The 13,938-nt window shown below is 69.8% G+C and carries 16 protein-coding genes; 12 read left to right on the plus strand and 4 right to left on the minus strand.

Annotation, left to right across the window (positions count from 1 at the left end):
* The first annotated feature begins 254 nt into the window (after positions 1-254).
* From HNR15_RS04235 to prfB, 8 genes are read left to right on the plus strand one after another with little or no spacing between them, the layout of a single operon-like run.
* Complete coding sequence (locus HNR15_RS04235) at positions 255-1,481, plus strand: TadA family conjugal transfer-associated ATPase (RefSeq protein WP_179479384.1); 1,227 nt, start codon at positions 255-257, stop codon at positions 1,479-1,481.
* Positions 1,478-2,341: a type II secretion system F family protein gene (locus HNR15_RS04240; RefSeq protein WP_179479386.1), complete on the plus strand. Its 864-nt coding sequence runs from the start codon at positions 1,478-1,480 to the stop codon at positions 2,339-2,341. The genes HNR15_RS04235 and HNR15_RS04240 overlap by 4 nt, the downstream gene beginning before the upstream one ends.
* Positions 2,338-3,264, plus strand: a complete 927-nt coding sequence (locus tag HNR15_RS04245) for a type II secretion system F family protein (protein ID WP_179479388.1) — start codon at positions 2,338-2,340, stop codon at positions 3,262-3,264. The genes HNR15_RS04240 and HNR15_RS04245 overlap by 4 nt, the downstream gene beginning before the upstream one ends.
* A gap of 30 nt (positions 3,265-3,294) precedes the next feature.
* The gene (locus HNR15_RS04250; RefSeq protein WP_179478012.1) at positions 3,295-3,504 is read left to right on the plus strand and encodes a hypothetical protein; all 210 of its coding nucleotides are present in this window, start codon (positions 3,295-3,297) and stop codon (positions 3,502-3,504) included.
* Positions 3,504-3,917 (plus strand): TadE/TadG family type IV pilus assembly protein, encoded by a 414-nt coding sequence (locus HNR15_RS04255; protein WP_179479390.1) that lies wholly within the window; start codon positions 3,504-3,506, stop codon positions 3,915-3,917. Before HNR15_RS04250 ends, HNR15_RS04255 begins: the two co-directional genes overlap by 1 nt.
* Positions 3,914-4,390, plus strand: coding sequence for a pilus assembly protein (locus HNR15_RS04260; protein ID WP_179479392.1), 477 nt, complete (start codon positions 3,914-3,916; stop codon positions 4,388-4,390). Before HNR15_RS04255 ends, HNR15_RS04260 begins: the two co-directional genes overlap by 4 nt.
* Entirely contained in the window at positions 4,387-4,872 is a 486-nt protein-coding gene (locus HNR15_RS04265) for a pilus assembly protein TadG-related protein (protein ID WP_179479394.1), read from the plus strand. Before HNR15_RS04260 ends, HNR15_RS04265 begins: the two co-directional genes overlap by 4 nt.
* A 57-nt stretch (positions 4,873-4,929) precedes the next feature.
* A complete protein-coding gene (gene prfB / locus HNR15_RS04270) occupies positions 4,930-6,057 on the plus strand; it encodes a peptide chain release factor 2 (RefSeq protein ID WP_179479396.1) in 1,128 nt (375 codons plus the stop codon).
* Between the two features lie 3 nt (positions 6,058-6,060).
* Here the strand turns inward: prfB and HNR15_RS04275 are convergent, their stop codons facing one another.
* Positions 6,061-6,591 carry a GNAT family N-acetyltransferase gene (locus HNR15_RS04275; RefSeq protein ID WP_179479398.1) on the minus strand — a complete coding sequence of 177 codons (531 nt, stop codon included), beginning with the start codon at positions 6,589-6,591 and terminating at the stop codon, positions 6,061-6,063.
* On the minus strand, positions 6,581-6,889 hold the full coding sequence (locus HNR15_RS04280) for a thiamine-binding protein (RefSeq protein WP_179479400.1): 309 nt from the start codon (positions 6,887-6,889) through the stop codon (positions 6,581-6,583). Before HNR15_RS04280 ends, HNR15_RS04275 begins: the two co-directional genes overlap by 11 nt.
* Positions 6,890-7,032: 143 nt before the next feature.
* On the opposite strand from HNR15_RS04280, the gene ftsE reads away from it, so the two are divergent.
* The 4 genes from ftsE to smpB are packed head-to-tail and all read left to right on the plus strand — an operon-like array spanning position 7,033 to position 10,571.
* Positions 7,033-7,836, plus strand: a complete 804-nt coding sequence (ftsE, locus tag HNR15_RS04285; RefSeq protein WP_179479402.1) for a cell division ATP-binding protein FtsE — start codon at positions 7,033-7,035, stop codon at positions 7,834-7,836.
* 11 nt (positions 7,837-7,847) lie between these two features.
* A complete protein-coding gene (ftsX, locus tag HNR15_RS04290) occupies positions 7,848-8,768 on the plus strand; it encodes a permease-like cell division protein FtsX (RefSeq protein WP_179479404.1) in 921 nt (306 codons plus the stop codon).
* Positions 8,769-8,777: 9 nt separating this feature from the next.
* Positions 8,778-10,070 (plus strand): M23 family metallopeptidase, encoded by a 1,293-nt coding sequence (locus HNR15_RS04295; RefSeq protein WP_179479406.1) that lies wholly within the window; start codon positions 8,778-8,780, stop codon positions 10,068-10,070.
* A gap of 30 nt (positions 10,071-10,100) precedes the next feature.
* Positions 10,101-10,571 carry an SsrA-binding protein SmpB gene (gene smpB / locus HNR15_RS04300; protein ID WP_179479408.1) on the plus strand — a complete coding sequence of 157 codons (471 nt, stop codon included), beginning with the start codon at positions 10,101-10,103 and terminating at the stop codon, positions 10,569-10,571.
* A 3-nt stretch (positions 10,572-10,574) separates the two neighbouring features.
* Here the strand turns inward: smpB and HNR15_RS04305 are convergent, their stop codons facing one another.
* A complete protein-coding gene (locus HNR15_RS04305; RefSeq protein ID WP_179479410.1) occupies positions 10,575-13,082 on the minus strand; it encodes an ATP-binding cassette domain-containing protein in 2,508 nt (835 codons plus the stop codon).
* A gap of 12 nt (positions 13,083-13,094) precedes the next feature.
* Positions 13,095-13,865, minus strand: a complete 771-nt coding sequence (locus tag HNR15_RS04310) for an FHA domain-containing protein (RefSeq protein ID WP_179479412.1) — start codon at positions 13,863-13,865, stop codon at positions 13,095-13,097.
* Positions 13,866-13,938 lie beyond the last annotated feature (73 nt).

Raw genomic sequence — 13,938 nt, forward strand, 5'->3', positions numbered from 1 at the left:
CCGGGGAGTATCGGCGGGTTCGCGATCGGAGGCCGTAGTACCTGTGGACAACTTTCGCCCCGACGGTCGGGCTTCGGTCTGACGCCCAAACTGGGGCCGACGGGGCCGATGGGACATGCGTGGTGGGAGGTGCGGGCAGATCCGAAGAGAGCTGATGGATTTCTGTGGATAACCCGATCGGCACCTGCAGAACTGCTTGCATGAAGACCTTGTCTGCATCGGACAGATCAGACGGTCACCGGCAGGGGGTCGGCATGAACGGCATCCAGGTCGTCGAGGGGGAGGTCCGCGAACTCATCCGGCGGCAGCGGCTCGACCCCACCACCGAGGCCGTCCAGTTGCGGGGCCTCGTCGGGGATGTCATCAAGGACTACGAGCAACGCAGCCTGCACGGCGGGATGGCACCGCTGGGGGACGTCGAGCACGCCACGCGCGCGATCCTCGACGCGGTCGTCGGCTACGGACCGCTGCAGCCCTACCTCGATGACCCCGGCGTGGAGGAGATCTGGATCAACGATCCAGCCAGGGTGTTCGTCGCCCGGTCCGGCGTCGCGGAGCTGACGTCGACGATCCTCACCCAGGACCAGGTGAAGAACCTGGTGGAGCGGATGCTCAAGCCCTCCGGTCGCCGCATCGACCTGTCCTCGCCGTTCGTGGACGCGTCCCTCCCGGACGGATCCCGGCTGCACGTAGCCATCCCCGACGTCACCAGGAGCCACTGGTACGTCAACATCCGCAAGTTCGTCACCCGCGCCCACCAACTCGACGACCTCGTACGCCTCGGCACTCTGACCCACCAGGCCGCACGCTTCCTTGCGGCGGCCGTCGTGTCCGGGCTGAACATCCTGGTGGCCGGAGGCACGCAGGCAGGCAAGACGACGACCTTGAACTGCCTGGCCGCCGCGATTCCGAGCAACGAGCGTGTCGTCTCGTGTGAGGAGGTCTTCGAGCTGCGTCTGGGAATCCGCGACTGGGCGGCCATGCAGTGTCGTCAGCCGAGCCTGGAGGGCACCGGGGAGATTCCGCTGCGCCGCCTCGTCAAGGAGGCGCTGCGCATGCGGCCCTCGCGGATCATCGTCGGCGAGGTGCGCCAGGAGGAGTCGCTGGATCTGCTGATCGCTCTCAACTCCGGCCTGCCCGGCATGGCGACCCTGCACGCCAACTCTGCGCGCGAGGCGATCGTGAAGATGTGCACGCTCCCGTTGCTGGCCGGTCCCAATGTCAGCTCCTCCTTCGTGGTCCCAACCGTGGCCAGCTCCATCGACCTGGTCGTGCACCTCGGGCTCGAGCGCGACGGCAGCCGCCGCGTACGTGAGATCGCGGCCGTCCCGGGCCGTGCCGAGAACGAGGTCATCGAGATCGCCGAGCTGTTCGTGCAGCGGGACGGCGAGCTCATTCGCGGTGACGGATTCCCGCCTCATCAGGAACGATTCGCCCGTGCCGGGTACGACGTCGCCCACCTGCTGGGCGACCGACCATGACACTCCTGCCCCCACTCCTGCTCGCTCTCGGACTCTTCTGCATCTGGTGGTCGTTCTGGCCACGCGAGGAGCGCGTCGTGAAGCCGAGCACTCCCACCTGGCGCGACAAGCTCTCCGACGCCATCGCGCAGAGCGGCCTGGGGTCGATCAGCACCAACCAGCTCCTCGCGGTCTCTCTCGGCCTCGGCGTGCTGGTCTTCCTGCTGGCGATGGCCTCCACGTCGGTGGTGCCGATCTCGTTCGCGTTCGCCCTCATCAGCGGATACGCGCCGATCGCCTTCGTGCGGGGCCGGGCGCGGCGACGGCGTACCCAGATGCGCGAGCTGTGGCCCGACGTGGTCGACCACATCGCGTCCGCGGTCCGCGCCGGCATGGCGCTGCCCGAGTCGCTCTCACAGCTGTCGGTGCGCGGGCCGGAGGAGCTGCGGCCCGCGTTCCTGGAGTTCGCACACGACTACCGCGCCACGGGGAACTTCCAGAGCTCACTCGACGCCCTCAAGCTGCGCCTCAGCGACCCGGTGGCCGACCGGCTCATCGAGTCCCTGCGCATCGCGCGGGAGGTCGGCGGCACCGACCTCGGGCGTCTCTTGCGCACTCTGTCGTCGTTCCTGCGTGACGACGGACGCACCCGTTCCGAGCTGGAGGCACGGCAGAGCTGGACCGTGAACGCGGCGCGTCTCGCCCTGGCCGCGCCGTGGATCGTGTTGGCGATGCTGGCGACTCGCGGCACGTCGCTGCAGGCATACCAGAAGCCGACAGGCGTCGTCGTGCTCATCGTGGGTGCCGCCGTGTCGATGGTGGCCTATCGGATCATGCGGCAGATCGGCCGACTGCCGGACGAGGCGCGGGTGATGCGATGACGTCCTCCGCCTCCTGGGCCGGCGCGCTCGTCGGGCTCATCCTCGCGGCCGGGCTGGCGCTGATGTGGCTCGGCCTGCCCGTTCGCCGCCGTCCCGGACTGGAAGCGCGGATCGCGCCTTACGTCGACGACACGCCGCGGCCGTCCCGCCTCCTGCTCAGCTCCGACGAGCACCTGGAGGTGGGTCAGATCTTCGCTCCGCTGCTCCATCGGCTGGGCGCCGTCGTCGAGCGGGTGCTCGGCGGCGCAACCTCCGTCCGACGGCGGTTGGAGCGCGCCGGCCTGCCGCCCGACGTCGAGGGCTTCCGGGCGCAGCAGGCGCTGTGGGGCGTGGCCGCCGGGTTCGCCGGGACGCTGTGGGTGACCATGCAGATCCTGGGCGGTGGCACCTCGGTGGTGAGTGCGGTCGGCATCATCGTGATCAGCGTGGCCGCCGGAGTGGTCGCACGCGATCAGATGTTGACCCGGTCCGCCGAACGGCGCGAGGCGCAGATCCTGGCCGAGTTCCCGGCCATCGCGGAGATGCTCGCACTCGCCATCACCGCTGGTGAGGGGGCCGCAGCGGCGTTGGAGCGGGTGACGAAGCTGTCCTCGGGTCAGCTGTCCGGCGAGCTCGCGCGGTGCCTGGGAGATGCCCGTTCCGGCTATACCCTGCCCGCCGCGCTGGAGGGCCTGGCCGACCGCACCGGCATCCCCGGGCTGGCCCGCTTCGTGGACGGGGTCGTGGTGGCCGTCGAGCGGGGAACCCCGCTCGCCGACGTCATGCGGGCCCAGGCGCAGGACGCCCGTGATGCCAGCAAACAGGCGCTCATCGAGCTGGGAGGGCGACGCGAGATCACCATGATGATCCCCGTGGTCTTCCTGGTGCTGCCGGTGACCGTGGCCTTCGCCATCTATCCCGGTCTGAGCAGCCTCAATCTGTGAACCGCACGTCACCGATGAAAGGGAAGTCCCATGAGATCACTGTCCAACCTGTCCGATCGCCTGACCCGCCGACTGATCGAGGCGCCGTACCGGATGCGTGACGAGCGCGAGCGCGGCGACGTCCCCGGATGGGTGCTGATCACGCTGATGACAGCGGGGCTCGTCACGGCCCTGTGGAAGTTCGCGCAGCCGCAGTTGACCTCCCTCTTCGGCAACGCCATCAACTCCGTCAAGGGCTGATGACGCCGGTCGCGGCGCTCCGCGACCGGTTTCGCGCGCTGGGCACCACCCGGGGATCGGCGGTGGCCGAGTTCGCGATGGTCGGATCGCTGGTCGTGCTGCTCTTCCTCGCCGCCTTCCAGGTGGGGTTCTCGCTCTTCGTGCGCAATACCTTGATCGGTGACGCGGCCGAGGGGGCCCGCTACGGCGCACGCGCGGACGAGTCGCCGCAGGCGGGCGCCCAGCGCGCCCGGGACCTGATCGGCTCCTCGGTCTCGACCCGCTACGCGCGGCACGTGACGGCTTCGACGGAGCAACGCGATGGGGTGACGGTGATCGTCGTCCGGGTCCAGGCGCCGCTGCCGGTCGTCGGCCCGTTCGGTCCTTCGCAGACCCTAAACATCAGCGCGCACGCCTACGAGGAGCGGCAATGATGCTGGCGCGGCTGCGAGTCCGCCTGCGTACGCGCCTCGGTCACGGCGATCGTGGCAGTGCGGTGATCGAGTTCGTGGTGGTCGGGATCCTGATCACGATGCCGGTCTTCTACCTGGTCATCGCGCTGGCGCGGCTGCAGGCGGGCGCGTACGCCGTCACGCAGGCCGCGCGAGAGTCGACCCGTGCCTACGTCACCGCGTCGTCGGACGGTGTCGGAATGGGCCGCGCTCGCGCGGCCGCCCGGTTGGCGTTCGACGACCAGGGCTTCACCGGCCGCGGGGACGTCTCGATGAAGTGCTCGGCGCAGCCCTGCCTCACCCGTGGCGCTTCGGTGGGGGCGTCCGCTGACCTCGGGGTCGATCTGCCGTTCATCCCCAACTTCCTGCGGTCGGCGGTGCCGAGCACCGTCCACCTGCACGCACGGCACGTCGAACCTGTCGACCGCTTCGGCGCACAGGGCGGTCCGCCGTGAGACGCCCGAGTGCTGCGCTGCTCCACCGGTTGGGGGAGGAGCGCGCCGACCGAGGGCGGATCATCATCCTGTGCGCGGGGCTCTTCGCGCTTCTGGGGCTGCTGATCATGGGCGGGGTCGACGTCACGAGCATCCAACTGGCGCGGGTGCACATGCTGGATGCCGCCGACGCTGCGGCGCTCGACGCGGCGAACGCCGCAGACAAGGGGGCGATCTATCGCGGGGGAGTGGGCAGCACCGTCGCCCTGTCGAGTGATTCGGTGCAGGTGGACGCGCGACGCGAGTTGGCTGCGCAGGAACTGCCCGCGCACGTGGCCGGCTGGGCGGTCGTCGGCGGCACGGGCACCCCGGACGGGCGCACCGCGGTCGTCCGGGTGAGCGGCACAGTGCACCCGCCGCTCTTCGGTGGCCTCCTCAGAGCCGTCGGCGCTGACGTGACGATCACCGTGCAGGCCAAGGCTCGCTCCGACGTCGATCAGTGACGCTGCCGGGATCGGTCTGGAAACGGCTGCCGACCTCAGCACGTAGGCTGACCTGTTGTGGCTGTCGATTTTCCCGCTGAGTTGAAGGAACTGCGTACGACGATGGGGTCGGTGCGCGAGGTCAGCGACCTCGACAGCCTCCGCGCGCAGATCAAGGACCTGGAAGCGCAGTCCGGTGCCCCCGACCTGTGGGACGACCCCGAGCATGCCCAGGCCGTCACCTCCCGCCTGTCGCGCGCCAACTCCGAGCTCGAGCGCATCGAGACCATGGACCAGCGCATCGACGACCTGGAGATCCTGGTGCAGCTCGCCATGGAGGAGAGCGACGAGGACGCCGTGCAGGAGACCGAGCGCGAGCTGCGGTCGCTGCAGAAGGCCGTCAGCGAGCTCGAGGTCAAGACGCTGCTGTCGGGGGAGTACGACCAGCGCGCCGCCGTCGTGACCATCCGCTCCGGTGCGGGCGGCGTGGACGCGGCCGACTTCGCCGAGATGCTGCTGCGCATGTATCTGCGCTGGGCCGAGCGGCACGGCTACTCCACGAAGGTGATGGACACGTCGTACGCCGAGGAGGCCGGGCTGAAGTCGGCGACCTTCGAGGTCAACGAGCCCTACGCGTACGGCAATCTGTCTGTCGAGGCCGGCACCCACCGGCTCGTGCGGATCAGCCCCTTCGACAACCAGGGCCGCCGGCAGACCTCGTTCGCCGCGGTCGAGGTGGTGCCGCTCATCGAGCAGACCGACGCCATCGAGATCCCCGACAACGACCTGAAGGTCGACGTCTTCCGCAGCTCGGGCCCCGGCGGTCAGTCGGTCAACACCACCGACTCCGCGGTCCGGATGACCCACATCCCGACCGGCACGGTCGTCTCCATGCAGAACGAGAAGTCGCAGATCCAGAACCGCGCCGCCGCGCTGCGGGTCATGCAGTCCCGCCTGCTGGTGCTGCGCCGGGCCGAGGAGGCCGCGGAGAAGAAGGAACTGGCCGGCGACATCAAGGCCAGCTGGGGTGACCAGATGCGCTCCTACGTGCTGCACCCCTACCAGATGGTCAAGGACCTGCGCACCGACCATGAGGTCGGCAATACCGCGGGCGTCTTCGACGGCGACATCGACGGCTTCATGGAGGCCGGGATCCGCTGGAAGCGCACCGGTGAGCGCGAGGCCGAGAACGCCGACAAGGCCTGACCCTCAGGCGCGCACCATCCGCAGGTCGACGCAGTCGAGGCGCTCGTCGTACAGCGTCGCGCCGTCCAGCTCGAACCCGAGCTTGCGATAGAACGCGATCGCCCGCTCGTTGCCGGTCAGCACCCACAAATACGCCGGTCGGTCGCCGACCGTGGCGGCGACCAGGCGCTGCGCGACTCCTGAGCCGTGATGCGCGGCCAGCACGTTCAAGGCCATGAGCTGGTACGGCTGCGGCGGGTCCTCATCGCGAGCCGGGCCTGACTGACAGAAGCCCGCGATCGATCCTGTCGTGGTCTGCCGGGCGATCCGCAACGCGTGGCCGCCGGCTTCGAGCGACCCGTCGGCGAACGCATCGATCCGGGCGCGCCAGACCTTCTCGCGGCGGCCGGCCGGGTCCATCGCGTCGAGGTAGTCCTGCGACAGCAGCCCGCGGTAGGCCTCCTGCCATACCCGCACGTGCAGGCGCGCCAGCTCCGCAGCGTCGACAACGGAGGGCAGGCGCAGGTCATACGCCGCACCGGCGTCAGTCGGCATCGGTCAGGCGCGACTCGATCCGGGCGACCTTGGCGTCGAGCTGACCGTCGTACCCGGGGCGCAGGTCGGCCTTGACCACGAGGCTCACGCGCGGACTGTGCTGGGCGACCGCGTCGCAGGCGGCCTTGATGACCGGCATGCACTCGTCCCAGTCGCCCTCGAGAGTCGTGAACATGGAGTCGAGGCGGTGCGGCAGGCCGGACTCGCGGACGACGCGGATCGCGTCGGCGACCGCGGCGCTGACCGAGCCGTCCGGGTCGTCGGTGGTGGACGGGGCGACGGAGAAGGCGAAGAGCATGAGCCCACGGTAGGCGGCCGGCGTACGACCGACGCGCGCACTCGGCGTGCCTGCTCGGCGTGGCGCGGCCGGCGGCATAACCTCGACCGCGGAGTGGCGCCACTCCCTCGCAGCCGAGCACCGAAGGACCACAACCCCCGCGCATGATCCGCTTCGAGAACGTCACCATGAAGTACGGCGCCAACGACGCGCCGGCTCTCGACGACGTCTCCCTGGACATCGGCCGGGGAGAGTTCGTGTTCCTGGTCGGGGCGTCCGGCTCCGGGAAGTCGACCCTGATCCAGCTGACCACCCGCGAGCTGTCCGCCACCCGCGGCAAGATCCTGGTCGCCGGGAAGGACCTGCGGGTCCTGCCCGATCGACGGGTCCCCCTGCTGCGACGCGAGATCGGCGTGGTCTTCCAGGATTTCCGACTCCTGGACGGCAAGACCGTCTACCAGAACGTCGCGTTCGTCCTGAAGGTGCTCGGAGCCAAGCGGCACGTCATCAAGCAGCTCGTGCCGGAGACCCTGGAGCTGGTCGGCCTGGAGGGCAAGGCCCGTCGCATGCCGCACGAACTGTCCGGTGGCGAGCAGCAGCGGGTCGCCATCGCGCGGGCCGTGGTCAAGAAGCCGCCGATCCTGCTGGCGGACGAACCGACCGGAAACCTCGACCCCGAGATCAGCGAGGACATCGTCAAGGTGCTCGACCGCATCAACAAGACCGACACCACCGTGGTCGTCGCGACCCACGATCAGGGCATCGTCGACCGCTTCGGCAAGCGTGTCATCGAGCTGCGCGGCGGCACGATCATCCGCGACGAGCAGAACGGGCGGTACACCGAGATGCTCGCGCCGACGGCGGCGCGCCCCACCCGCCCCGCCGGGAGCCCCGGACGCCCCGCGCGTGCGGGACGCACGCCGGCCGAAGACCCGACGATCACCGGCAACGCGCCGGTCGAACGCTGAGCGGCGCCGACATGCGACTGCAGTTCATGCTCGGCGAGATCGCCAGCGGGATCCGCCGCAACGCCTCGATGATGGCGTCGGTGGTGCTGGTCTCGATGATCTCGCTCTTCTTCATCGGCACCGGTCTGCTGGCGCAGCGCGAGGTCGATCTGGCCAAGGGCTACTGGTACGACAAGGTCCAGGTCTCGGTGTTCCTGTGCACCTCCCAGAGCAGCGACGTGCCCTCCTGCTCCGACGGCGCGGCGTCCCCGGCGCAGACGGCGTCGATCAAGCGTGAGCTGCTGGCCCAGCAGCCGCTCGTGGAGCAGGTCTACTACGAGTCCTCGACGCAGGCGTACAGCCGTTTCAAGACCCAGTTCGCGGCCAGTCCCTACCTGTCGCAGATCAGCCCGCAGTCGATGCCGGCCGCGTTCCGGGTCAAGCTCAGCGACCCCAAGAGGTACGGCGACGTCGCGAGCCTGGTGAGCGGCGCGAACGGCGTCGAGGCGGTGAGCGACCAGGGCAAGGTGCTCGACACCTTCTTCAAGATCCTCAACCTGTTGAGCATCGGCGCCGTCATCCTGGCCGGCCTGATGGCGGTGTGCGCGGTGCTGCTGATGACCACGACGATCCGGCAGGTGGCCTTCTCACGCCGGCGCCAGGTCGGCATCATGCGGGTCGTCGGCGCCTCGAACGCGGTGATCTACCTGCCGTTCGTGATCGAGACCCTGGTGGCGACCCTGCTCGGTGCGGTGCTGGCGATCGCCGGTCTGTGGGCGCTGATCCACTTCGGCATCAACCATCTGTTCAACCACGTCGGCAGCGGCGGCGACCTCGTGAGCCTGATCGGCACCGACGATCTGTGGGCCATCACGCCCTGGATGTTCGTCGGCACGGTGATTCTTGCGTTGTTCACGGCCTGGTTGACCCTCCGACGCCACGTCCGGGTGTAGATATTCGCTATGTCGATCCCGGTGCGTATCGTGCGCGTCCTCGCAGGCGCCCTCGTGGCGATCAGCGCGACCACGGTGTCGGTGCGGGCGTATGCCGACGACCCCGGCACGGCGAAGAAGAAGACCGACGCCCGGATCAAGACCACGGAGGCCGATCTCGACGACATCGGTGTGGCGCTGGTGGCTGCGCAAGCCAAGTTGGACAGCACCACGAAGGCCGTCGCCGGCGCCCGTCGGCAGGTGAGCGCCAAGCAGTCGGCCCTGACCGGAGCACAGAACCACAGCACGATCGTCGCCGGCGAGCTGAGCGCCGCGCAGGCGACCGAGGGTAAGAACACCGCCGCCATCAAGGTCACGGCGGCCGCCCAGGCGCACACCACCATCCTGGTCGGCGGCATCGCCCGGCGCAGCTATGAGGCCGGCGGTCTCGGCAACTTCGCGTTGACCCTGCAGATCCTCGGCTCCAACGGCGCGAACGGCTCGGATGTCGCCGACGAGGCGTCGATCGCCGACCTGCTGCTGCGCCAGCAGAACGGCATCCTCACCAAGTTGTCCAGCCAGCGTGCGACGCAGAAGGCACAGGGGCTGACCCTCGCGGCCACCCGTCGCCGGGTCGCCGGTCTGAAGATCCAGGCCGACAACGCCGTCATCGCCGCGACGACGGCTCGCAACGAGGCGCAGACCGCTCAGACCCGGCTCGTCGCCCTCCAGCGCACTCAGACCCTGGCCCGCAACAGCCTGTCAAAGCAGAAGACGGTCGAGCTGGCGAACCTGAAGACGCAGAAGGCCGAGTCGGCTCGGCTGGGCGGCATCCTGCGGTTGAGGGCGATCGCCCTGGCCAAACTGCAGCACCGCTCCTCATCCACCGCGACGGCCCGCCCCGCGACGTCCGCGCCTCGCGGCAACGGTTACTTCACCCCGCCGATGCCGCTGTCCAGCATCGTGTCGGTCTTCGGCATGCGGGTGAATCCGGTGTTGCACGTGCTGATGCTGCACGCCGGTGACGACTTCCCCTATGCCTGCGGCACCCCGGTGCATGCGGCGGCTCCCGGCACCGTGATCGAGGCGGCCACCGACAGCATCGCCGGCGGCCATATCGTGATCGATCACGGGTTCGTGGACGGCCAGAACCTCGCGAGCGAGTACGAGCACCTCAGCCGTTTCGTGGTCACGAGCGGACCGGTCACGCGCGGCCAGCTGATCGGCTACTCCGGTACGACGGGCCGCTCCACCGGCTGCCACCTGCACTTCGCGGTGCTCGACAACGGCACCTACGTCAACCCGATGATCTGGTTGCAGTAACCGGTTTGCCCCGCTCCGTACCATTGACGGGTGCCCAGAGAATCCGGCAAGAAGATCATTGCCAACAACAAGAAGGCGCGTCACGACTACCTCATCGAGGACACGGTCGAGGCGGGCCTCGTCCTCATGGGCACCGAGGTCAAGAGCCTGCGGATGGGCCGCGCCTCCCTCGGTGACGGCTACGCCAGCGAGCGTGACGGCGAGCTGTGGCTGGAGAACGTGCACATCCCGGAGTACCTGCAGGGCACCTGGACCAACCACTCCGCGCGCCGTCGCCGCAAGCTGCTCATGCACCGCGAGGAGATCGAGAAGCTGCTGATCAAGTCCCGCGAGAGCGGGCACACCCTGATCCCGCTGTCGCTCTACTTCGTCGACGGCAAGGTCAAGGTCGAGATCGCGCTGGCGCGAGGCAAGAAGCTCTACGACAAGCGGCAGGCGCTGCGCGAGCGGCAGGACGACCGCGAGGCGCAACGCGCGATGTCGCTGCGCCGCAAGCTGTAACGGCTACTCGCTGGTCTTGAGGGTGAGGCGCCACAAGGTCAGCCCTGCGAAGAGCACTGTCAGCACCAGGAGCATCGAGGCGGCGAGCGTGCCGTTGCTCAGCGTGTGCTCCCACAGCGGGTCCTTGTCGTTCAAGGTGAACCGGTCGAGGTCGACGGTCACCGCTGCCAGGCTGAATCCCCATCGGGCCGGCGCGAGCCAGGACACCTGCTCGAGCACGATCCGTCCCGTAACGGGGAAGAGACCGCCGCACAGCACCAGCTGCGCCATGATCGAGACCACCAGCAGCGGCATGACCTGCTCGGAGGTGCGTACGACGCTCGACATCAGCAGCCCCAGCGCCATCGCCGACAAGGCGGTGAGCCAGCACGCGATGATCAGCTCCAGGGTGGGCGAGCCCAGCAGGACGGCACTGCTCGGGGGCGCCTTGCGCGTCTCGACCAGCAGCACCAGCACGACAGCCTGCAGCAGGGTCAGCAGTCCGAAGATCAGCAGTTTCGCCAGGACGTAACCGGTGCTGGACAGTCCGACGGCCCTCTCCCGCTTGAAGATCGCCCGCTCTCCGACCAGCTCCCGCACGCTCACCGCCGTACCCATGAAGACCGATCCGAGGATCAGGATCACCAGGATCTGACTGGCCTCGATGCCGGACCGGGGGATCGGCTGACCGCCCTCCAGGAACGTCGTGAACGACAGGCCGTACCTGCCGGGCACCACCATCGTCAGCAGCGCCAACACGATCGGGAGCAGCACCATGAACGCCGCGTAGCCGCGGTCGGCCAGGATCACCCGGACGTGCCGCCGGGCCAGCGTGGACAGCTGCGAGGTGATGCTCTGCTGGCGCGGTGGCCGCTCCTGGGGTCCGCCGTCGCCGCGCGGCGCACGCAACGGACCGGCCACCTGCTCGTCCTGCAGGGGCGAGGTGCGGAACCGGTGCTGGACGCCGGCCGGGTCTGCCGTGACCGCGTTGAAGACGTCGGCGTGGTCGCGGGCGCCGAAGAACGGCAGCAGCTGGTCCGGCGGACCGAAGTAGGCGACCCTGCCGCCCGGTGCGAGCAGCAGCACCTTGTCGCAGACGTGCAGGTTGGCGACGCTGTGGGTGATCACCGCGACCGTCCGACCGCCGTCGGCGAGATCCCGCAGGGTCTGCATGACCTGCTTGTCCAGGCCGGGGTCCAGCCCGGACGTCGGCTCGTCCAGGAAGAGCAGGGACGGCCGGGTCAGCAGCTCCAACGCGACCGAGGTGCGCTTGCGCTGTCCGCCGGAGAGGCGGTCGACCCGGGTGTCGGCGTGCTCGGACAGCCCGAGCTCGGCCATCACCTCCTCGACGCGCTGCATCCGCAGGTGCGCGTCCAGGTCGTCGGGGAAGCGCAGCTCCGCGGCGAAGCGCAGCGCCTGACGGACGGTGAGCTGGCGGTGCACCACGTCGTCCTGCGGGACCACGCCGATGCGGTGCCGTAGGTCCTGGAAGTTCTGGTAGAGGTCGCGGCTGTCGTAGTAGACCTCGCCGCTGGTCGCGGGCTGCGAGCCGGTCAGCGCCTTCAGCATCGTGGACTTGCCGGCGCCCGACGGGCCGATGATCGCCAGCAGGCTCGACCCGGGCAGCGCGAACGACACGTCGTCGAGCAGCAGCTTGCCGTCCGACAGCGCGTACGACAGGTGGTTGGCGATGAATGCGACGTCGCCCTGGTCGACGCTGGCGACCAGCTGTCCGTGGCGCACCGTGAAGCGGGAGTGCCCGACCGCGAGCAGGTCGCCCTCGCCGAGCCGGCCCACCTCGACACGCTGCCCGTTGACGTAGGTGCCGTTGCGGCTGCCGAGGTCGTGCACCTCGAACCCGCCGTCCTGCGGCACCAGCTCGGTGTGCCGCCGCGAGACCAGCAGGTCATCGAGCACGATCTGGTTCTCCAGACCGCGCCCGATGCCGAGCACCATCGGACCCGACGGCTGCCATCCGCCGCGGTCCGGTCTGAACTGGTCGGGCGCCGGGATGACCTGCGGCACAGAGGAACTCACGGCGGCATACCCGCCTGGTTCGGGTCTGCGTTCGGGCATCGGACCGCTCGGCAGCTGGTAGCGGTCGAAGACGACGCCGGTGTTACTGGGTGCCAGGGCGGGCGCCGGGGCAGCGGTGGGGCGGCTGCGGGGCAGCTGCCCGGCGGGGACACCGGTCGGCTGGGGAGCCGGCGCCGGGACGAACCGGACCTGCAACGTCGGTCCCTGCGCGCCGCCGAGCCGGATGACGCCCCCGGCCGGTACGACGGTCGGTCCGGTGATCCGCCGACCGTCGATCCAGGTGCCGTTCGCGCTGCCGAGATCGCTGGCGACGACGGTGGCACCCTGGCGGGTCAGCCCGACGTGCCGTCGCGAGGCGCCGGCCTCGGGGATGCTGAGTTCGCAGTCGCGCGAACGTCCCACGGTGATCGACTCCCCGGGCGCGAGCGGGCGCACCCCGCCGGGGAAGGCCAGCGTGAGATCGCCCGCGTGGCCGCGGTCGTCGTATCCGTCCATGGAGGGTGCGGCTCAGACGCTCACGAGCCAGCCGTCGCGCACCTCGAACGTCGTGGCGCCGATGCCCAACCGGTCTCCCTCGTGCAGCGCTGTGCGCTCCACGCGGTGGCCGTTGACGTAGGTGCCGTTGCGGCTGCCGAGATCCTGCAGGACCAGCCCGTCGTCGTCGGCGGTGATCCGCACATGGTGGCGCGAGACCAGCATGTCGTCCAGCACGATGGAGTTGCCGCGGCCGCGACCGATCGTGAGCGCCTCCTCGTCGTCGGAGGCGTCCGCCGGCTCGGGGTCGCGCTGTGCGGAGGGCTGCTGCGCGGGCACGGGTGCGGGGACCGGTTCGGGGAAGGCGACCGGAGCAGGCGGCTCCTGACGCACCGGCGCGGGGGCCGGTGCAGGTTCGGGCGCGGCCTGCTTCTCCGGCGACGGGGCGGGCGCCGCGGCCGGGGCCGCCACCGGCGGGTGGATCGAGGACTCGGTCACGGGCGCGGGCGGCACGAAGACCTCACGCGGCTGCGGCGCGTCGAACGGGTGCGGTCCGGACCACCCGCGCGGCGCGGACGGGGAGGTCGTGCGATACCACACGATGGGTGCGGGCTGCGCCGGACCTGTCGGCCGGCCGGTGTCGCCCTGCTCGCCGTAGTGCTGGCGGGCGGGGGAGTCGCCACCTCGGGCCTGTGGGTCGCCGTACGGCGGCCGCTCGCCTCCTGCGTGCTCGCCGAAGTCCTGCCGGGCGGCACCGGTGCCGCCGTTCTCCGGCGGCCGGTAGGGGTCGTGCGGGTGGCTCATGGCGTCTCCACGTTTCGAAAAAGGCTCGGTGTCAGGCGTCAGGTGCTGCGAGGCTGGTCACATCGGGCCCCAC

Origin of the sequence: Allobranchiibius huperziae (genome assembly GCF_013410455.1) — a bacterium.
Classification (GTDB): domain Bacteria; phylum Actinomycetota; class Actinomycetes; order Actinomycetales; family Dermatophilaceae; genus Allobranchiibius; species Allobranchiibius huperziae.